This is a genomic window from Algoriphagus sanaruensis (assembly GCF_001593605.1).
Classification (GTDB): domain Bacteria; phylum Bacteroidota; class Bacteroidia; order Cytophagales; family Cyclobacteriaceae; genus Algoriphagus; species Algoriphagus sanaruensis.
Genome location: NZ_CP012836.1, coordinates 1,866,636 through 1,886,380, shown reverse-complemented (window position 1 = coordinate 1,886,380; position 19,745 = coordinate 1,866,636). Strand labels below are relative to the sequence as shown.

The following is a 19,745-nucleotide window of genomic DNA, read 5'->3' as shown; positions in this document are numbered from 1 at the left end:
TCTATTTGATTTTGGAATCGAACTCCAATTTTCCATTCAACCACTTTACTTCAAAAGCCCCATTTTTTAGCATCTATTACATGCGAAGCAGGTAAGGCACAACTATTTACTTCCCAAAGTACCTTTTGATGCTTGGCAAGGACCAAATCTCCAACTTCCACCAAGGCCTTTTGGGCTTTTTCACCTATTTTTGCCCCTTCGAAAAAACACACCAAGTATGTCTATTGCCAGCAAATACGAACCGGCAGCTGCCGAGGCCAAATGGTACGCCTACTGGATGGAGCATAAGCTCTTTTCCTCTCACATTGACCACAGCAAGGAACCGTACACGATTGTCATTCCTCCGCCTAACGTCACTGGCGTCCTCCACATGGGCCATATGCTGAACAATACCATTCAAGACGTACTGATCCGACGCGCAAGAATGCAGGGTAAAAATGCCTGCTGGGTACCTGGAACTGATCATGCTTCTATTGCGACCGAAACGAAGGTGGTTCAACTCTTGAAAGAAAAAGGGATTGAAAAAAAGGATATCTCCAGAGAGGAATTCCTGAAGCATGCTTGGGAATGGAAAGAAAAATACGGAGGAATCATCCTAGAGCAGCTCAAAAAGCTTGGAGCTTCTTGTGACTGGGATCGAACGGCATTTACCATGGACCCAGGATTGAGCGATGCGGTAATTTCTGTTTTTGTGGATTTATACAAAAAGGGAAAAATCTACCGTGGCATCCGAATGGTTAACTGGGATCCAAAGGGACAAACTGCACTTTCCGATGATGAGGTGATCATGAAGGAAATTTCCTCCAAGCTCTACTACATCAAGTACCAAATCGAAGGAACAACTGATGAGTTTTTGACCATTGCGACCACACGTCCTGAGACCATCATGGCTGACGTGGCGATCTGTATCAATCCCAATGATCCTCGATTTACTCACCTAAAAGGTAAAAAAGCAATTATTCCTTTGATCAATCGGGCTATTCCAATTATTGAGGATGATTATGTGGACATGGAATTTGGTACCGGCTGCTTGAAAGTGACTCCTGCCCATGATATCAATGACTACGAACTCGGCATCAAGCACAAACTGGAGGTCATTGACATACTAAACGATAACGGAACGCTCAACGAGAAAGCTCAAATCCTAGTTGGTGAAGATCGATTTATTGCCCGTAAAAAAATCGGAAAGCTCCTTGACGAAGCGGGTCAACTTGAAAAAATTGAGGATTACAAATCGAACGTAGGACATTCTGAGCGTTCCGATGCAGTGATCGAACCTAAGCTTTCCTTGCAGTGGTTCCTTAAAATGGATGAAATCACCAAGCCTGCCTTCACTTCAGTCATGGATGATGTCATCCAGCTTCACCCACCAAAATTCAAAAACATGTACCGGGTTTGGATGGAGAATGTGAGGGACTGGTGTATTTCTAGACAGCTTTGGTGGGGTCACCGAATCCCTGCTTTCTACCTTCCAAACGGAGAATTTGTCGTAGCCAAGACTGCCGAAGAAGCCTTGGAGCAAGCTAATTCTCAGTATGGTAAAAGCTGGACACTTGCCGATTTGAAGCAAGATGAGGATGTGCTGGATACCTGGTTTAGCTCTTGGTTATGGCCAATTTCAGTTTTTGACACCGAAGTGTTTTCTACTGGTAAGCCAAACGAAGAACTGAAGTACTACTACCCAACCAATGACTTGGTTACCGCTCCTGAGATTCTATTTTTCTGGGTGGCGAGAATGATCATTGCGGGTTATGAGTATACGGGTGAAAAGCCGTTTCGAAATGTGTACCTCACTGGGATCGTCCGAGATAAATTGGGCAGAAAAATGTCAAAGTCTTTGGGCAACTCGCCTGATCCGCTAGACTTGATCGCTCAATTTGGCGCTGATGGTGTTCGAACAGGAATGCTGTTCTCATCTCCTGCCGGAAACGACCTTCCTTTTGACGAAAAGCTTGTTGAGCAAGGCCGAAACTTTGCCAATAAAATCTGGAATGCCTTCCGATTGGTGAAAGGTTGGGAAATCGACCCTAATCTAGACGGAACTGCAAATGCTGCAAGTTTGGAATGGTTCGAAAACCGGTTCAACCAAGGCTTAGCAGAGATCAATGAGCATTTTGAAAAATTCAGAATCTCCGATGCCCTGATGTCTACCTACAAACTGGTTTGGGATGACTTCTGTTCTTGGTATTTGGAAATGATCAAGCCTGCCTATCAGCATCCAATCGATCAAGCGACCTATGATAAGACTATTGAGTTCTTCGAAGGAATCTTAAAACTCTTGCATCCATTCATGCCATTTATCACGGAAGAGATTTGGCATCAGATCAACGAAAGAACGGTAGAGGAATCTTTGATTTTGGCAGCTTGGCCTGAGGCAAATTCCTTTGATCCAAAAATAATTGAAGAAGCCGCCCAGGTATTCGAAGTAGTATCTCAAGTGAGAAACCTTCGCGCCTCCAAAGGAATGTCCCCTAAAGAAGCGCTTGACTTAAGCATCAATGCGAAAAACCCAGAGCTCTACAGCCGTTTTGCGGCAGTTTTGACAAAACTTGCCAATCTTTCTTCGCTCAACTTTGCTGAAAAGGTGGATAACGCGATGAGTTTTGTCGTCAAGTCAGATGAGTGTTTTATCCCAATGGGTGACTCCATAAATGTGGAAGAAGAAAAAGCCAACTTGAAAAAAGAGCTGGAATACACCCAAGGATTCTTGGCTTCCGTCATGAAAAAATTGAGTAATGAGCGATTTGTAGAGGGAGCTCCAGCTCAAGTCATCGAGATGGAGCGCAAAAAACAAGCTGACGCCGAGGCAAAAATCAAAGCCTTGGAAGAAAGTCTGGCGAAGTTGGGTTAAAAACCTTTGCGTTCACTGAGGCAGACTCGAAAGATTTTATTTTGAACAGTATTTCTCGCTTATCAGTACCGAAAAAGTCGCTGAAGTCTGCGGATTAGATCAAATCCAGTGTCGAAGGGCACTGGATTTTTCTTTCACAACCCTCCAAGGGTTTAAGAATAATCAATTAAATTGTTTCTATGAACACCAAAATCCGCTGGCAGCAACGATTGGCAAACTTTTCAAAGGCACTTCGACAGTTGGAGAATGCAGTGAATCTGTCAAAGGAACGTCCCTTATCAGATTTGGAGGAACAAGGATTGATTCAAGCATTTGAGTTTACGCATGAATTGGCTTGGAATGTACTGAAAGATTATTTTGCCTTCCAAGGCAATCCAGACATTACAGGATCTAGGGATGCATCGCGGGAGGCATTTCGAAAAGGGCTTATCAGAGACGGAGATGGCTGGATGGAAATGATCAAAAGTCGAAACCAGTCTTCCCATACCTACAATCAGGAAATTGCAGATGGAATCGCTGATAAAATCACCAACAGCTATTTCAGCTTATTTTTGGACTTAGAGAATAAAATGAATCAACTTAAAGATGGAGGTTAAATCTAATTATGGTCTTAAACCGGAAACAATAGTCCAAATTCAAGGGGTTTTATCAGGATTCCCAGAATTGGAAAAAGCGATAATCTATGGTTCTAGAGCAATGGGGAACTTTCGATACAATTCCGATATCGATCTTACTCTCATCGGAAAAAAGCTTGGTTTAACTGAATTGCTTCGAATCGAAAACGAGTTAGACGATCTTCTTCTTCCTTACCAAATTGACCTTTCTCTTTTTCATCAAATAGATAATCCGGAATTGGTCAATCATATTGATAAATATGGAAAGACGCTTTTTGAGCAAAAGGTTGAATTTTCCAGATGATTCCCGAGAAAAAAGTCTCTGATTTGCACTGATAATTAAGTAGTAAGATTTGACAAAAAATCCAGAGCCGGAAGACTCTGGATTTTTTATTTATAAACCTTCAGCGATTTTGAAACGGATAAAAAGTTAAAACCCTATTACCAAGCGTTCTTTAATCCATCAAGATAATGAATACCGAACCTTGATTTTCTTGGCTCCTGACTTTTAGTCTTGCGCCAATACTTTCCGCAAACTCCTTACAAAGGATTAAGCCAATACCAGTCCCCTTTTCTCCTTTGGTTCCTTTTTTAGAGGTGATTTTTCCAGAAAACAAGGCACTAATTTGTTCCTGACTCATTCCAATACCAGTATCAGCCACATAAATGGAATGCCTATGATCTGGATCTAAACCTAAGCTAACGGTTCCTCCACTTGGCGTGTATTTGATCGCATTGGAGATAAGGTTTCTCAATATAAAAGCGAGTCGATCTTGGTCTGTATTTATCAAATGCCCCTCGGGAATTTCATTCACAAAATTGAGTCCCTTGGATTCACTGGTTTGCTTCAGAATCCCAATTAATTCTTGAACTAAAGCATGAAGGTCAACTTCCGAGGCACTGATTTTAGAGTAATCCAACTGTGCTTGTGACCACTCGAGCAGGTTTTCCATCAAAGCCCGAACAGTCTCAGTCTGGGTAATGATTTTGGGAAGAATCGCTTGAAATTCTTCCTGACTTAAAATTTTATCTGACCAATACTCCAGACCCGTCTGAAGGGTAGTAATTGGCGTCTTCAAATCATGTGAAATCACAGAAAAAAGTCGCTCGCGGATGCGGTTTGACTCTTTCAAAGCTTGATTGGACTGCTCTAGCGCTTTAGCCTGAAGTTCAATTTGTTGGTGTTGCTCTTGGGTTTGAGCAAGTAATTGATTGAGGTCCTGATGAGCTTTGGCTAATTCCAATTTCTTTTTGCGCTGCCAAAAATAAATTCCAATCAAGATTAGAAATGCCAGACCAACTGCTATCAATTGCTCATTTTTTCGCTGAAGATCCAGATCCAAGAACCGCTGCTCCTCCAGGAGTCGTTGGTTTTCCAATTCCTTTTTCTCAGTCTCGTACTTGATCAATAAATCATTGGCCAGTTTTTGATTAGATTCGTTTTGCAGTTTCCAATCAGCTTCTACTTTTTGTTTGTAATATTCTACCGCCTTAGGGTAATTCCCCATTGCTACATATACCTTTGCCAGATAGCCCAAGGTATGTGTAGTTTGAAATTTCGAATCCATCGATTTGGCAATTTCATGAGCCGATAGAAAAAAAGGAAGCGCTCGCGAAGGTGACCCATTTTCGAGGAGAAAATCACCCATTTCAACCTTTGCCGAAATCTGCAATTCTTTATTATCCGTGGTTTCGGAAATTTCCAGAACCTGTTTTAAAAAATTCTCTGCCTCCTGAAATTTCCCCTCAGCCTGTGCAAGCTCTGTCAACATTCCAAGGGTATTGATCATTCCAGACTTATCAGAAAGCTTGGTTTTCATTTCCAGAGCTCCGCCTAGATAATACATGGCAGAATCATAGTCTATTTTCTCATCTGTAGATTTCCACCGATCCCTGAAATAACTCCCTAGATTATTATAAAGTAAACTCAAAGCACGACTATTATCCGTCATTCTGGCCAAGCGAACCCCCTTTTTATATTGGAGAGAGGCATCATAACTTTTACTCGTTCGATAGAGAATGTTTCCAATATTTACATAAGACTCAACCATTCCAGTAGTATCCTGAATTTGCTCCCTGATTTTCAGTGCTTCCAAGTGGGAAGCCATCGATTGGTCAAACTCGGATTTGATAAGTTGGGAGACACCTTTAACATTAAGAGCATTTGCCTGCTGTTTGAGCGAGCCAGCGTTTTTAGCCTCCTGAAACGCCGAATCCGCATACAAAATTGCAAGATCTTGATCTGAACCATAAACGGTTCTCGCCAATTGGTAATAGAGGGTTGATCGCTTTTCAGGAGATTTTTCTTTGGCTAATTCAGCCTTCAAACTATCCGATGGACTTTGGGCTTGAAAAAAAGAAACAAATAGAAGAGTTAGGACAAACATGTATATGTAATTAATACATCCAACACAATTCAAAACGTTTAGTTTTAAATCAAATGTAGATACATGCAAATTAGGTGATTTATTCAGTTTTTTCTTTAATGACACCAAATAAACCAAATTATATAAAATTTAATTTGGTTGATTCGTTAATTCCCGGATTTTAATATCTCGAAACATTACCCCTTGCCCTTCACTTTGCAGGCCGATATAGCCTGACTTAAGCGGAGTGCCGTCTACCTTTATTGTAGGATCAAAACGGTTAGCCACTCCACCACCGATTTGAGGTTTGCTGTAAGTCAAAACGGTATCTCCATTGACTAAATGATGCACGATGGAATCGCCATAAACAATTAATTCTGCTCTTACCCATTCATCCCACTTGAAAGTAGAACCCGAAGAATTGATGCAATGTCGATCATCGATTTTTCCTTCAAACACCACATCAGTTCCCGGACTGCACATGTTTCCAGTTGGCCGCGGCTCTCCTTCCTTCTCTTCTGCATACATCTGATACTCTACCGAGATCGGCCAATCCTGTTCTTTCAAAATCGTCTCAGCAGCCTGAGAGTGAAACATTACCCCTGAATTTCGAAAGGTATAACTGGGAGCATCCTCCATAAACTGATCCGTAAACCGGTATTCCCAACTCAGATGAAAACTGGAAAAAGGCTTCTCATAAAACAGGTGTCCAAATCGATCCTCAAATTTTTCATACCCATCATAATTCACCACGATTGCTCCATCCTCAACCCTAAACGTGTTCGCATAATTATCTCCAACTTCATGATGATGAATCTTTGGAGTCCACCCCATTAGGTCTTTCCCGTTAAACAGGATTTGCCACTCAGGCTCTTCAATTTCAAGAACAACTGCCTCTTTTTCGGTTTTTTGGCAAGAGAAAAATAAAAGAATTGAAAAAAGAAGAAAGATGGATTTCATAGACTAGGAAATTGGTTTGAGAATAAGTGGACTATGCGGACACAGACCAAAGCAAATGTGAAAACAGTTAACCCTCCAAGGGTATGAAACCCTTGGAGGGTTGGATTAATACTCAATGCTTCCAATCGTAGCCATCGATCTGCTCAAGGCAAGCCACGAGAAGGGAAATTGAATCTGCAATATCTTTCTTGTGCGCCATTTCGATGACTTGATGAAGGTGGCGAGTAGGAATGGAAATCGCTCCGGCGATCGAACCCTGCTTACCCATTCGCTGAACACCCGCTGTATCGGTCCCACCTGCAGTTAAAATTTCAGGTTGCCAAGTGATCGCTTCTCTATCAGCAACTTCTTTCATAAATGCCACCATTCGATAATCACAAATGGTCATCGCATCCATAATCTTTATCGCAGTTCCTTTTCCAAGTTCAGTTACCTTTTCATGAGGAGCTGCTCCCGGTACGTCAAAGGCAATTGTGGTATCCAAGGCAATTCCAAAATCCGGATTGATGCTATGCGCAGCGACATTTGCTCCACGGATACCCACTTCCTCCTGAACGGTAAATGTTGCATACACGTCGTAAGCAGGATTTTCAAGTTTTTTCAAGGCCTCAATCAGAATAAATACTGCTACTCGGTTATCGATTGATTTGCAATTCACGCAATCTCCCATTTCGATCAATTCCCGATCACGAGTTACCGGATCTCCGATGGAAATATATTTTTCCACCTCTTCTTTGGGCATTCCCAAATCGATAAAAAAGTCTGTGGTTTTAGGCAATTTTGCACGCTCTTCGGGACTCATCACGTGGATGGGTTTACTTCCCATCACCCCAACCAAATCTTTTTTACCATGGACGATGACGCGCTGCGCGGTGAGTGTTTTGGGATCAAAGCCTCCCAAAGTATGAAACCGTAAAAATCCCTGATCATCAATATGCGTGACAATAAACCCGATTTCATCTAAATGAGCCGCCACCATCACTCGCTTGGCATCTGGATTTCGTTTTCCCCGTTTGATCGCAATAATATTCCCCAAATTATCTGTGCTGACTTCATCTGCGTAGGGCTTCACCAAACCAATTACCAAATCACGAACTCGCTTTTCAAATCCAGGGGCGCCTGGTATTTCACAAATTTCTTTGAGTAGGGACACATTTATTTCCATAGGATGTCTTCAATTTTTTCAGGATGAAAATTAAGCCTTTTGACTACAATCCTCCATCCCGATCCAATAAAAAAGGCGTGGAAATTTAATCCCACGCCTTCAATTTGAGTTTCTATCTTTTTAATAGGCTCGTACAGCCTTACCTTCCATATAGTTGGCAAATGCTTTATTCACCACTCTAAATCCACCCGTAGTCGGATAATCTCCTGTGAAATACCAATCTCCAGAATGGTCAGGAATACATTTATGTAGGTTTTCGACTGTCTGGAAAATCACCTTGACTTCTGCTTTGATCTCAGAAGTAGTCACGATATCAGCTACCTTATTGGAAATTTCCTCATCAGTAAAATTGGAATAAACCTCTTTCACGAAGTTTTCAGTGCTGTAAGGATTGGAAATGCATTGGTAATAGACGTGCTCCAAAACATCTTCCATTTTCCGCTCTTTGATCAAGGCAATGGCTGCCCTGAAGGCAATAAACTCCTTCATTCTTGACATGTCAATGCCATAGCAATCCGGGAAGCGGATCTGAGGAGCAGAGGAGACAATCACAATTCGTTTCGGATTGAGCTTATCGAGAGTGGTAAGAATACTCTTTTCCAAAGTTGTCCCTCGAACGATACTATCATCAATGACCACTACGGTATCGATTCCAGGTCGGATTACCTCATAGGTAGTGTCGTAAACACTGGCTACCATCGAGTCACGATCCTCATCACTGGTTATAAATGTCCGTAATTTAACATCCTTGCTGACTAGTTTTTCAACTCGAGGACGGAAGCTCAACAGCTCATCTAAATCACCAACATGTGGCTTTCCATCCAGTAGCACCTCTTTTCGCTTGGCGACTAGATACTCATCCAATCCCTCGATTAAGCCGAGAAATGCAGTTTCTGCTGTGTTTGGAATATAGGAAAACACCGTATTCTTCAAGTCAAAGTCGATCGCTTTTAAGATTTGAGGAATCAATGCTTTCCCCAGATTCTTTCTTTCCTGGTAAATTCCCGGATCAGTTCCTCTTGAAAAATAAATCCGCTCAAAGGAACAGGACTTTTTCTCACGAGCCGGGAGAATCTCTTCTTCAGAATAAGATCCATCTTTATTGATGACTATGGCATGACCAGGTTTGATTTCCTGAATCGCATTAAAGTCAATATTGAAAGCAGACTTGATCGCTGGTTTTTCTGAAGCGATGACTACCACCTCATCATCTGCATAATAAAAGGCTGGACGAATACCGGAAGGATCACGAACCACAAAAGCGGATCCATTTCCAATCATCCCTGCCATAGCATAACCTCCATCAAAATCCCGACAAGATCTGCGAAGAATTCGCGCTACATCCAATTCATTTTCAATGATATGGGTGAGCTGCTCGTTGGTATGATTGTGTTTGTATTTATCAAAAATTCGTTGATTCTCTTCATCTAAGAAGTGACCAACTTTTTCCATCACAGTGACTGTGTCTGTTTTTTCTTTGGGATGCTGTCCGAGTTGAACCAGCTTACTAAAAAGTTCCTCGTTATTGGTCATGTTAAAATTTCCTGCCATGACCAAATTTCTACTTCTCCAGTTGTTCTGCTTCAGGAATGGATGGCAGGTTTCTATACTATTTTCTCCGTGTGTTCCATAACGAAGGTGACCCAACCAAACTTCCCCTGAAAAAGCGATATTTTCTTTGAGCCATCCCGCATCGGTTAGCACTTCCGTACCTCCGATTTTCTTGGCCTTTTTAAATTTTTTGGAAATTTTATCGAAGATATCATTGACTGCGGATGTTTCAATCGAACGGTATCTCGAGATATAGCGGGTTCCCGGCTTGGTATCAATTTTAATATTGGCTACACCTGCACCATCCTGACCTCGATTGATTTGTTTCTGCATCAGGACATACAGCCTGTTGGCTGCGAAGGAAGCCGTCCCGTATTTATCAATGTAATACTGGGCTGGTTTACGAAGGCGGATCATCGCGATTCCGCATTCATGTTTGATGGCGTCGCTCATCTGAAGGGGGAGGAAGTTATATTTGAGAAGTCAAATTTAATGACTTTTTAAAAGAAAATTTGGCTGAAAAGTTCCTAATCCTTTCCTAAAAAAATAAAATGTGATTCTAGGCTAATAATCCTCCTCGAAATGATCTAGTTGTAAAAAAGGGATTGACTAAAAAAAATGAACCTTATCCTGCCATTCAATTAAGCAAGAGGACTTATTTTTTTTGGATTACGCATTTTTCAAACTCATTCACCTTTAAAAATAAAAAAGGGAGTCAGTAATTTTCCTGACTCCCTTTTCTTGGATATGATTCTATTAAAACTTCAACAAAATATAGCCTTGAGGAACGTAGGTCGTGATGGTAGTCAAAGCCGAATGGGCAACTCTTACACCAGGCCATAAATCAGCAGGTTTTATATTTCGAGCGATCAACGACTGCCCACAAACCATGATATCTGCTCCTGCCTCTTTCAAAGCTTCAAATACTGCCAAATTTGGATTTTCTACCTCAAATCGTTTTTGATAGTTTTCATGATTCAAAAGCGAGAAGATCCCTCCCCCGTGGATGATCACTTTCACGTGTAGACGATCCTTGGTTACCCCGGCCAGTCCATGAAGGTTCATCATTCTTGCAATGTTGTCTACAAATCGAGAAACCTGCTTGTTATCTTCTGAGGGAGAAGTGAGATCGACCAGAATTTTGTATTCCAGTGTTCCATCAGGTCGTTCAGTGGCTTCTGGAATTTCATAAATTCCTCCGAAGCCTTTTACGATCGGAAACTGGGGAGTTTGGCCAAAAGCCATTAGACTCATCAATAAGAAAGAAGCTACAAAAGAAAGCTTGATTAGTTTTTTCATAGGGTGGGCATTTAACTGCTAAAAGGTAATCATTTTTCACCCCTCAAAAAGTCCATTTAAAGAAAAAACCCAGTCAAATCTGACTGGGTTTGTGCGCATGAGAAGATTCGAACTTCCACACCCGAACGGGCACCACCCCCTCAAAGTGGCGTGTCTACCAGTTTCACCACATGCGCGTTTTAGGGTCTGCAAAAGTAGAAAGCTACCCTATTCCATGCAACAGCATTTCGAGCTTTTCTTTACTTTTTTTCGGTTTAACCAAAAACCTTCTTCTCTGCAGATTGAAGTGTATTATAGAGTAAGGCAGCAATTGTCATTGGTCCAACTCCTCCTGGAACAGGCGTAATTGCTGAGGCCAAAGGTGCTACTTCGTCAAACTTCACATCACCAATTAATCGGAAACCCGATTTCTTACTAGGATCCTCGATTCGATGAATACCCACATCGATTACTACTGCACCTGGCTTCACCATATCCGCAGTAACAAACTCAGGCTTACCAATTGCCACGATCAAAATATCCGCTGTACGGCAGATTTCTGCCAAGTTCTGGGTTTTGCTATGCGTAAGGGTCACAGTAGCATTTCCAGGATAGCCGTTTCTTGCCATCAAGATGCTCATTGGGCTTCCTACGATGTGGCTTCTTCCGATGACCACACAGTGTTTTCCTGAGGTCTCAATATTGTACCGCTTCAAAAGTTCCACAATCCCATAAGGAGTAGCTGCCACGTAAGCAGGCCAATTGAGCGTCATCCGACCTACGTTTGCCGGAGTAAACCCATCCACATCCTTTTCAGGTTTGATTTTATTGGTGACTTTATCCACTGAAATATGCTTTGGCAAAGGAAGCTGCACGATCAATCCATCGATATCGGGATTTTCGTTGATATCCTCCACTACTTTTAGAAGTTCCGCTTCGGAAATATCAGATTCAAGACGAACGAGCGTGGACTGAAATCCGACCTCTTCACAAGCTTTCACTTTAGCTCCCACATAAGTCTGGCTGGCCCCATCATTTCCTACCAAAACCGCCGCCAAATGAGGCGTCTTTCCTCCCTCAGCTTTGATTTCCGCTACGCGAGTGGCGATTTCATTCTTGATTTCAGAGGAGGTTTTTTTACCGTCGATTAAGATCATTTTAATTACGAGTTACGAGTTACGAGTTACGATGCCAAATCAAGATTTAGGATAACCTTGCAGACTTTAAACTAGAAACTACAATTGCTATTATCTCATTTACTTCTCTGATCAGTCTTTCAATTTCTTTCTCTATCACTGAATCAGAATTTATTTTCAAAAGGAGTTCGAGGAAGAATTGGCTTTCATCAGCTTCTTCTTCTACTATTTTTAACTTATTTATAAAATCAGCTTTCGATTTTGCTCTTCCTACTGTTCGATAATTTGCTCCCAAAGAGCTGGAACAACGCAAAAGCTGATTCACATAATTTGAATATTCTCTCGAATGAGGAAAACGAGTACAAAGCAACCAAACATCTACTGCAAATTGTTTTGTCCTCAAATTCATATCCTGTATCATATAAAAAATTTGGGTTGAGGTTCAAAATCAATTCGTCAATCGTAACTCGTAACTCTTTTCCTTTAATCCAATTTCAACACCGCCATAAACGCTTCCTGAGGCACCTCGACATTTCCGACTTGTCTCATGCGTTTTTTACCTTTTTTCTGCTTTTCAAGAAGCTTCCGCTTTCTGGAAATATCACCTCCGTAACACTTGGCCAATACGTTCTTTCGAAGCGCTTTAATGGTCTCTCGGGCAATGATCTTCTGTCCAATAGCCGCTTGAATCGCAATCTCAAACATCTGTCTTGGGACCAATTCCCGGAGCTTTTCACAAAGTCGCTTGCCCCATTCGTAGGCTTTATCTCTGTGAACGACAGCAGATAGCGCATCCACAGGTTCCCCATTAAGCATGATATCTAAGCGAACCATGTGGGACTGTTGGAAGCCTTTTAATTCATAATCCAAAGAAGCATAACCTCTGGAAATGGTCTTAAGCTTATCGAAGAAATCGAATACAATCTCTGCCAAAGGCATGTCAAACTGCAATTCAACCCGATCAGCCGTCAAGTAAACCTGATTTTTGATTTGTCCTCGTTTCTCCATACACAGCTGAATCACTGGGCCTACATATTCAGAAGCCGTAATGATAGACGCTTTCACAAAAGGTTCCTCGATATATTCCATCTTGGTCGGGTCAGGCATATCGCTCGGCGCATTGATCAGCTGAACTGAGCCATTGGTCATGATCGCTCGGAACTGTACCGATGGCACAGTGGTGATCACCGTCATGTCAAATTCCCGTTCCAAACGCTCCTGAACAATCTCCATATGAAGCATTCCGAGGAATCCACAACGGAAACCAAAGCCCAAGGCAGCGGAAGTTTCTGGCTCCCAAACCAAGGAGGCATCGTTTAACTGAAGCTTTTCCATGGAGGCACGGAGTTCTTCAAATTCGGTAGTATCTACCGGATAGATCCCCGCAAAAACCATCGGTTTCACGTTTTCGAAACCTTTGATCGCATCTTTACATGGGTTTTTCACATGGGTAATTGTATCCCCCACTTTCACCTCTTTCGCCACTTTAATTCCGGAAATAAGGTATCCTACATTTCCGGCACTCATGGTTTGTTGAGGAATCTGGTTGATTCCCAAGATGCCTATTTCGTCGGCGTAGTATTCTTTGCCGGTATTAACGAATTTGATTTTATCTCCTTTGTTGATGGTACCGTTGAAGATTCGGAAGATTACCTCCACTCCACGGAAGGAGTTGAACTGGGAGTCAAAAATCATAGCCTGAAGTGGAGCCTCTGGATCTCCTTTTGGAGCAGGTATTCGCTCTACGACGGCGTTCAAGATATCTTCAATACCGATCCCTTCTTTGCCTGATGCCAAGATGATATCTTCCCGATCGCAACCGATCAAATCGATCACCTCGTCGGCACGTCCTTCCGGATCAGCTCCTGGAAGGTCGATTTTATTCAATACAGGGATGATTTCAAGGTCATGACCCAAGGCCAAGTACAAATTGGAAATCGTCTGAGCCTCAATTCCTTGGGATGCGTCTACAATCAACAATGCACCTTCGCAAGCTGCAATCGAACGAGAAACCTCATAAGAAAAATCGACGTGTCCGGGTGTATCAATGAGGTTAAAAATGTATTCCTCGCCTTTGTAGGTGTACTTCATCTGGATGGCGTGGGACTTGATGGTAATGCCCCGCTCACGTTCCAAATCCATATCGTCCAACACTTGATTCTGCATTTCCCGATCTGAAACCGTATTGGTAAACTGCAGTAATCGATCCGCCAATGTACTCTTCCCATGATCGATATGGGCGATGATACAGAAATTTCTAATGTTTTTCATAAGCTCTTCGTGGCGCAAAAGTAGGAAAAAAGAAGTATTGATCGACAGGGAGTTTCAAATACAGGGAGTAAAGAAATAAACCTACCTAGGATGATTTTATCAAGATATGCTGCGCAAGAAAGAAGAGATACGCTTCGCGAGATAGCTGAATTAGACCTTATCTCCATTTATCTTTAAAATATCTCGGCATTGCTATATCTTATTTCCTAATTAGACTTCTTTAGATAAGAAGATACGTCGCGAGATCGCTGAACTAGACCCTATCTCCTTTTATCTTTAAAATATCTCGGCATAGCCATATTTCCATCCTTAATCTATCTCAGCTTTACCCATATCTTCTTCAAGTATTACCTTTGCCTCCTCATCAACTCTATTCCCATGCAATCTGTTGCCGAAAAGAAAAAGTCTCAAAACATTGGCGAGTACCTGATCTATATGTATCAGATGGAGGATTTAATCCGGTCATTTCAGGGGAACATGGAGGAAATCCGGCAGTATGTGATCGCACATTACCCCGTTGGTGAGGCAGAAAGGAAGCAAATTACTTCCTGGTTTGAAGGACTGCTTAACCAAATGAAAAGTGAAGAAATTCTAGAAAAAGGCCATCTTCAGGAGCTCAATGATCTTGTGGAACACCTGCTGCAACTTCACTACCGATTACTTAAAACGGATAAGTCTTACTTTGAAACCTATCACCAAGCCAAACCTCATATCCTTGAATCGATCTTGGCAGCCAACGGGGAAAATCCCGGAAACGAAATCCAAATCTGTCTCAACGGGATCTATGGCCTACTCCTCTGCCGATTGCTTGGTAAAAAAGTTACTGAGGAGCAGCTCAAAGCCGCCGAAGCTTTTGGAGAAGTGTTAAGCCTGCTAAACTTGGTTTACCAGCAGGAACTGGTTGAACGAAATTGACTTGAGGGCAATCCTTCGCTTCTTCAAATTAGTTGATCGGCCAAATTTAAAATACCCAAGCAAGCCAAGCTTTCCTGCCTGATAACTTGTATTTTTAGGAAAATCACATTCCTCCCAATGGCTTTTTACCAACAATTGGCTGAAGACTTATTTTCTGAATTTGAGACGCACAAAACCGGCTTAAACTCCGCGGAATCTCAAAATAGGCTGGAAAAATTTGGTCCCAATGCCCTGCTGGAGAAAAAGAAAAAACCGGCTTGGGTCCTTTTTTTGGCCCAATTCAAGGATTTTATGATCCTGATCTTGGCTGCCGCTGCTGTCATATCAGGCATTGTAGGAGACCTGACCGATACGATCATCATTTTGGTCATTATTGTACTCAATGCGATCTTGGGCTTTGTCCAGGAATACCGGGCTGAAAAGGCGATGGATTCGTTGAAGAAACTCACCGAAACCCAAACCAAGGTCTTCCGAGACGGTCAGCTTATCACAGTTCCTTCCAGAGAACTGGTTCCCGGAGATGTGGTGACCCTGGAAGCCGGAAATATGGTTCCTGCAGATCTAAGGCTGATCGACACTTTCTCCCTGAAAGTCGATGAGTCTTCCCTTACAGGAGAGTCAGTTCCCATCGACAAGCAAAGCGGAATAGTAGAGGGAGAAAATCTCAATCCCGGAGATCAATTCAACATGGCGTTCAAAGGAACTCTTGTTACTAATGGTCGGGCAAACGGGCTGGTGGTGGCAACGGGCATGAAAACTGAAATCGGCAAAATCGCCAGTCTCCTCCAAGAAAATGCTCCTAGCACACCTTTGCAGCAACGGATGAAACGATTTGCGAAGGCCATCTCCATCATTATCCTAGCGATTTGCGGGGTTTTATTTTTAGCTGGAATCGCAAGGGGAGAAGAAATTTTTACCGTCTTACTTCTTGCCGTTAGCTTAGCTGTAGCTGCTATTCCAGAAGCTTTACCAGCTTTGATCACCATCGCATTATCACTTGGCGCAGGACGACTGGCCAAAAAGAAAGCATTGGTTCGAAAGCTTCCTGCCGTGGAAAGTTTGGGGTCGGTCACCTACATCTGCACCGATAAGACTGGAACCTTGACTCAGAATAAAATGACTGTGACGGAAGTAGATGCATTTCATCAATTCCCGATATCCGCCGAGTTTTCCAACCTCCAAATTGGTTTAGGCCTTTGTCATGACGTACACTTGGACAAAAAAGGAAGTCCTGAAGGCGAATCAACCGAAGTGGCATTAGTAGAACGAATTCTCCAGGAACTCACTCTAGGTCAATATCAAACGCTAAAGGTCCAATTCCCTCGTATCGGTGAACTCCCTTTTGACTCTTCCCGAAAGCGAATGAGTACCTTTCATCGCTTGGGAGATCAGATTTTAATGCTTTGCAAAGGCGCTCCTGAAGCCATTTCTTCCATTCTCAAAGAGAAAGATCAAGCTGAGCAACTTCAACGAAGTGCCGAAGCCTGGGCTCAAAAAGGTGAGCGAGTATTGGCTTTCGCAGGGAAAATCCTTGACCATCTTCCGGAAGAATCAGAGTGGATGCAGTTGGAGTCCGAATTGGACTATTATGGAAAAGTGGGAATGATCGATCCGCCACGAGAAGAGGTCAAACTAGCGATCGCAGAATGCAAAACCGCAGGAATCAAACCGGTCATGATCACAGGAGACCATCCTGCCACTGCACGAGCAATCGCCTCAGCGGTAGGAATCTGGAAAGAAGGCGATGGCGTCCTTACGGGTGCAGAACTTGGAAATTTGTCGGAGGAGGAATTTGCCAATCAAGTAGAACACATCAGTGTTTACGCTCGAGTCGCGCCCGAGCAAAAGCTTCGAATCGTCCAAGCACTTCAGCAGAAAGGCCATTTTGCCGCCATGACCGGAGACGGGGTCAATGACGCGCCTTCCCTCAAAGCGGCAAACATTGGCGTGGCCATGGGAATATCTGGAACCGATGTCAGCAAGGAAGCCGCCCACCTGATCTTATTGGATGATAATTTCTCGACGATCGTCCGGGCTGTCAAAGAGGGGCGCCGAATCTATGACAACATTGTCAAATTCATCAAGTACATCATGACTTGCAATGGGGCCGAAATCTGGACCATCGGCCTGGCCCCTTTTCTCGGTTTCCCCAATCCCCTCCTTCCCATTCATATCCTCTGGATCAATCTGGTTACCGACGGACTACCAGCCTTGGCCTTGGCAAGTGAGCGGGCAGAAAAAGACATCATGAAACAAGCGCCTCGACCTCCCAAGCAAAGTCTTTTCGCAAACGGAGTAGGGTACCACATCATCTGGGTGGGAATGCTGATGGCTGCCGTGACCTTATTCACCCAGTATTGGTCGATCGCCCAAGGATGGCATTGGCAGACGATGGTATTTTCGGTCCTTGCCTTTTCCCAACTCGGCCATGTGATGGCTGTGCGAAGCGATCGTACTTTCTTATACCAACAGGGAATCTTCTCCAACAAGCCTTTGTTTGGTGCGGTTTTGCTGACGCTTTTCCTTCAACTCGGAGTGATTTATCTCCCAATGATGAATGAAATTTTCCATACCCAAGCCCTCAACTGGACCGAATTAGGGTTTTCGCTGGCCATGTCTCTGGTGGTTTTTCATGCGGTCGAATTTGAAAAATGGATCAGAAAGCGCTTTTTCTCCGTTAAAAAAACTTAATCCAAACCTTTAGCTCAAGCTTTCCGGAGTTTGGTTCAGCTTTTGAATGACTCAATTAAAACCAACTGATAAAACCATGAAAACTATTTTTGGAGTACTTCTTGGGCTTTTTCTAAGCCTTTCCCTCGCAGCTCAACAAATCCAGCAAGTCCCATTGATCGAAGTGGAAGGCTATGCCGAACGAAAAATCAATCCCGATGAAGCGGTCTTTTCCATTTCACTTATGGAAAAATCCCTGAAAGTGAGCGAGGCTACAGCCATCCTCAATAAAAAAACACAACGATTGGCAGACGCCCTGAAAAAAGGAAAGATCAAAGATTACAAATTGGTCGCTGATAATTTCTCAGTCAATGTAAACACCGTATATCGCTCCGGGACAGCCCGAGACAGCGGCTATGTGGCTCGTCAAGTGCTTCGAATTATCACCAGCCCAACCAATGAGGATTTGCAAAAAATAGTGGAAGCCATCGAAGAATCGGGAGACATGAGCTACCAACTCAACTTCGGCATTGCAGAAAGTACCCGAAAATCCTTGGAAGACACCCTATTGGCAGAAGCTTTAAAAAATGCGGAAGCCAAGGCCATCTTAATCGGAAATACCTTGGGCATTCGTGGTCTAACTGTATTTCATGTGATGATGGAGGCCGATTACCGTCCAAACCCGGTAAATGTCGCATTTGCTAAAATGGCCTCCGAAGCTGCAGATATGCTTATTCAGCCCGATGATCAAACCATCGGCAAGCGGGTATTTGTCAAATACACATATTGAAAAACGACAGCAATTTCGCTTTGAAAATGAGTAGACCTGTTAGGCATAAAAACCTGACAGGTCTTTTTTTTTATAAAATTAGATTCCCCAAAAGAACCATTACTCCAAAGGCCAAAGCAATCGTAAACACGGTGTAAGCTTGGCGAAGGACTTTGTATTTTCGACTTAGCACCCGGCCTTGGTAATACAAGGAAAGGGTCATTTGATCTTGAATTTCTGCTCGGGACTTGAGCACTCGGTGGGTTTCTGCCAAATATTCTTCAAAGGAATAAAAGTCTGTGGCCCCAAAAAACAGCATGCTAAACTGTGGTTTGACGCTTTTATCCGTGGATCGTCCCATGATTTTAGGCTTGGCAACTTGCACCGCCAAAAAGGTGGAACAAAGGATCAATCCCAAAAAGAGAATAATCGGCACAAAGATGATCGGACGCTGCATTTCTAGCTGATTGGAAATGGAGCCGTAACTCACCAAGGCAATGAGGGAAGAAATCACCAAGGCATTGATACTAATGATAATGTTTGCCTTGTTGTCCGCGATCTGCAGGAGGTTGCTGTAGTTTTGAAAAGCTACCCGATAAAAGGTCTGCCTTTCCCGCTCGGTCTTGTCCTTTTCTTTTTTAGACTCAAAAATAGGTTCTTCCATGGGCTGGGGTTATTGGAATAGAAAATTAAGGAAATTCCTGATGCATTCGCTATCCAGAAGTCAAGGATTGAAGGCTGGAAAAAGCGTTTCTCGTTTTCAGGAGGAAAATCATGTATTTAAAGGCGGTAGAACCAGTTTCGTTGAAAGTCATTTCTAAAAATACGCTAGGTACAGCTTTCTTCTTCTTGAGAGACCTTATGACCGTCATCGCGAGAAGCAAATTGAGCGCTAATTTCTACTAATGAATGATTCTGCTTCGAAGCGATCCTTCAGCTTTATTCTCAAAGATCGCTTCGTAGAAGGCGAATCCTTAAAAAGTTCCTCGATTAGATTTTCTCTCCTCGTGAAACCATATGACCGTCATCGCGAGAAGCAAATTGAACGCTAAATTCTACTACGGAATGATTCTGCTTCGAAGCGATCCTTCAGCTTTATTCTCAAAGATCGCTTCGTAGAAGGCGAAGACCCGAATGGCTCAAGGGTTATCCTTCTTCTCCTCGCGATGACGGCAAATAACCCGCAACCTTGAACCCCG

At 42.9% G+C, this 19,745-nt stretch carries 17 protein-coding genes and 1 tRNA gene; 7 read left to right on the top strand and 11 right to left on the bottom strand.

Translation table 11 applies throughout. The annotated features are described in order from the left end of the window. Window positions 1-50: 50 nt before the first annotated feature. Entirely contained in the window at window positions 51-212 is a 162-nt protein-coding gene (locus AO498_RS17190) for a hypothetical protein (protein WP_157883968.1), read from the bottom strand. Window positions 213-217: 5 nt separating this feature from the next. Between AO498_RS17190 and AO498_RS08380 the strand changes: the two genes are divergently transcribed. The 3 genes from AO498_RS08380 (at window position 218) to AO498_RS08370 (ending at window position 3,769) form a co-directional block, all read left to right on the top strand. Next, a complete protein-coding gene (locus AO498_RS08380; RefSeq protein WP_067545947.1) occupies window positions 218-2,851 on the top strand; it encodes a valine--tRNA ligase in 2,634 nt (877 codons plus the stop codon). 179 nt (window positions 2,852-3,030) lie between these two features. Further along, complete coding sequence (locus AO498_RS08375) at window positions 3,031-3,447, top strand: nucleotidyltransferase substrate binding protein (RefSeq protein WP_067545944.1); 417 nt, start codon at window positions 3,031-3,033, stop codon at window positions 3,445-3,447. Beyond that, entirely contained in the window at window positions 3,437-3,769 is a 333-nt protein-coding gene (locus AO498_RS08370) for a nucleotidyltransferase domain-containing protein (protein WP_067545942.1), read from the top strand. The genes AO498_RS08375 and AO498_RS08370 overlap by 11 nt, the downstream gene beginning before the upstream one ends. Before the next feature lie 151 nt (window positions 3,770-3,920). Here the strand turns inward: AO498_RS08370 and AO498_RS08365 are convergent, their stop codons facing one another. The 9 genes from AO498_RS08365 to lepA all read right to left on the bottom strand — a co-directional run bounded on the left by AO498_RS08365 (window position 3,921) and on the right by lepA (window position 14,192). Beyond that, entirely contained in the window at window positions 3,921-5,852 is a 1,932-nt protein-coding gene (locus AO498_RS08365; RefSeq protein WP_067545939.1) for a tetratricopeptide repeat-containing sensor histidine kinase, read from the bottom strand. 129 nt (window positions 5,853-5,981) lie between these two features. Beyond that, window positions 5,982-6,791: a 3-keto-disaccharide hydrolase gene (locus AO498_RS08360; RefSeq protein WP_067545936.1), complete on the bottom strand. Its 810-nt coding sequence runs from the start codon at window positions 6,789-6,791 to the stop codon at window positions 5,982-5,984. Between the two features lie 112 nt (window positions 6,792-6,903). Next, the gene (locus AO498_RS08355) at window positions 6,904-7,956 is read right to left on the bottom strand and encodes a M42 family metallopeptidase (protein ID WP_067545933.1); all 1,053 of its coding nucleotides are present in this window, start codon (window positions 7,954-7,956) and stop codon (window positions 6,904-6,906) included. Window positions 7,957-8,076: 120 nt separating this feature from the next. Next, complete coding sequence (locus AO498_RS08350; protein ID WP_067545930.1) at window positions 8,077-9,960, bottom strand: amidophosphoribosyltransferase; 1,884 nt, start codon at window positions 9,958-9,960, stop codon at window positions 8,077-8,079. Between the two features lie 303 nt (window positions 9,961-10,263). Then, entirely contained in the window at window positions 10,264-10,806 is a 543-nt protein-coding gene (locus AO498_RS08345; RefSeq protein WP_067545926.1) for a DsrE family protein, read from the bottom strand. A gap of 92 nt (window positions 10,807-10,898) precedes the next feature. Continuing rightward, window positions 10,899-10,982 (bottom strand) — tRNA-Leu (locus tag AO498_RS08340). A 78-nt stretch (window positions 10,983-11,060) separates the two neighbouring features. After that, the gene (gene folD / locus AO498_RS08335) at window positions 11,061-11,942 is read right to left on the bottom strand and encodes a bifunctional methylenetetrahydrofolate dehydrogenase/methenyltetrahydrofolate cyclohydrolase FolD (RefSeq protein WP_067545924.1); all 882 of its coding nucleotides are present in this window, start codon (window positions 11,940-11,942) and stop codon (window positions 11,061-11,063) included. 46 nt (window positions 11,943-11,988) lie between these two features. Beyond that, window positions 11,989-12,342, bottom strand: coding sequence for a four helix bundle protein (locus AO498_RS08330; protein ID WP_067545922.1), 354 nt, complete (start codon window positions 12,340-12,342; stop codon window positions 11,989-11,991). Between the two features lie 62 nt (window positions 12,343-12,404). Continuing rightward, on the bottom strand, window positions 12,405-14,192 hold the full coding sequence (lepA, locus tag AO498_RS08325; protein ID WP_067545918.1) for a translation elongation factor 4: 1,788 nt from the start codon (window positions 14,190-14,192) through the stop codon (window positions 12,405-12,407). 378 nt (window positions 14,193-14,570) lie between these two features. On the opposite strand from lepA, the gene AO498_RS08320 reads away from it, so the two are divergent. From AO498_RS08320 to AO498_RS08310, 3 genes are all read left to right on the top strand, one after another. Continuing rightward, window positions 14,571-15,107: a DUF4924 family protein gene (locus AO498_RS08320; protein ID WP_067545915.1), complete on the top strand. Its 537-nt coding sequence runs from the start codon at window positions 14,571-14,573 to the stop codon at window positions 15,105-15,107. Between the two features lie 117 nt (window positions 15,108-15,224). Further along, window positions 15,225-17,798, top strand: a complete 2,574-nt coding sequence (locus AO498_RS08315; protein ID WP_067545912.1) for a cation-translocating P-type ATPase — start codon at window positions 15,225-15,227, stop codon at window positions 17,796-17,798. A gap of 76 nt (window positions 17,799-17,874) precedes the next feature. Beyond that, complete coding sequence (locus tag AO498_RS08310) at window positions 17,875-18,567, top strand: SIMPL domain-containing protein (protein ID WP_067550359.1); 693 nt, start codon at window positions 17,875-17,877, stop codon at window positions 18,565-18,567. Window positions 18,568-18,637: 70 nt separating this feature from the next. Here the strand turns inward: AO498_RS08310 and AO498_RS08305 are convergent, their stop codons facing one another. After that, window positions 18,638-19,210: a Pycsar system effector family protein gene (locus tag AO498_RS08305; protein WP_067545909.1), complete on the bottom strand. Its 573-nt coding sequence runs from the start codon at window positions 19,208-19,210 to the stop codon at window positions 18,638-18,640. Window positions 19,211-19,320: 110 nt separating this feature from the next. Between AO498_RS08305 and AO498_RS17360 the strand changes: the two genes are divergently transcribed. Beyond that, window positions 19,321-19,452, top strand: coding sequence for a hypothetical protein (locus AO498_RS17360; RefSeq protein WP_257722401.1), 132 nt, complete (start codon window positions 19,321-19,323; stop codon window positions 19,450-19,452). The last annotated feature ends 293 nt before the right edge of the window (window positions 19,453-19,745 follow it).

Coding starts and splice junctions, on each gene's coding strand:
- AO498_RS08380 (WP_067545947.1), top strand. CDS start 218: ATGTCTATTGCCAGCAAATACGAACCGGCAGCTGCCGAGGCCAAATGG.
- AO498_RS08375 (WP_067545944.1), top strand. CDS start 3,031: ATGAACACCAAAATCCGCTGGCAGCAACGATTGGCAAACTTTTCAAAG.
- AO498_RS08370 (WP_067545942.1), top strand. CDS start 3,437: ATGGAGGTTAAATCTAATTATGGTCTTAAACCGGAAACAATAGTCCAA.
- AO498_RS08365 (WP_067545939.1), bottom strand. CDS start 5,852: ATGTTTGTCCTAACTCTTCTATTTGTTTCTTTTTTTCAAGCCCAAAGT.
- AO498_RS08360 (WP_067545936.1), bottom strand. CDS start 6,791: ATGAAATCCATCTTTCTTCTTTTTTCAATTCTTTTATTTTTCTCTTGC.
- AO498_RS08355 (WP_067545933.1), bottom strand. CDS start 7,956: ATGGAAATAAATGTGTCCCTACTCAAAGAAATTTGTGAAATACCAGGC.
- AO498_RS08350 (WP_067545930.1), bottom strand. CDS start 9,960: ATGAGCGACGCCATCAAACATGAATGCGGAATCGCGATGATCCGCCTT.
- AO498_RS08345 (WP_067545926.1), bottom strand. CDS start 10,806: ATGAAAAAACTAATCAAGCTTTCTTTTGTAGCTTCTTTCTTATTGATG.
- folD (WP_067545924.1), bottom strand. CDS start 11,942: ATGATCTTAATCGACGGTAAAAAAACCTCCTCTGAAATCAAGAATGAA.
- AO498_RS08330 (WP_067545922.1), bottom strand. CDS start 12,342: ATGATACAGGATATGAATTTGAGGACAAAACAATTTGCAGTAGATGTT.
- lepA (WP_067545918.1), bottom strand. CDS start 14,192: ATGAAAAACATTAGAAATTTCTGTATCATCGCCCATATCGATCATGGG.
- AO498_RS08320 (WP_067545915.1), top strand. CDS start 14,571: ATGCAATCTGTTGCCGAAAAGAAAAAGTCTCAAAACATTGGCGAGTAC.
- AO498_RS08315 (WP_067545912.1), top strand. CDS start 15,225: ATGGCTTTTTACCAACAATTGGCTGAAGACTTATTTTCTGAATTTGAG.
- AO498_RS08310 (WP_067550359.1), top strand. CDS start 17,875: ATGAAAACTATTTTTGGAGTACTTCTTGGGCTTTTTCTAAGCCTTTCC.
- AO498_RS08305 (WP_067545909.1), bottom strand. CDS start 19,210: ATGGAAGAACCTATTTTTGAGTCTAAAAAAGAAAAGGACAAGACCGAG.
- AO498_RS17360 (WP_257722401.1), top strand. CDS start 19,321: ATGTATTTAAAGGCGGTAGAACCAGTTTCGTTGAAAGTCATTTCTAAA.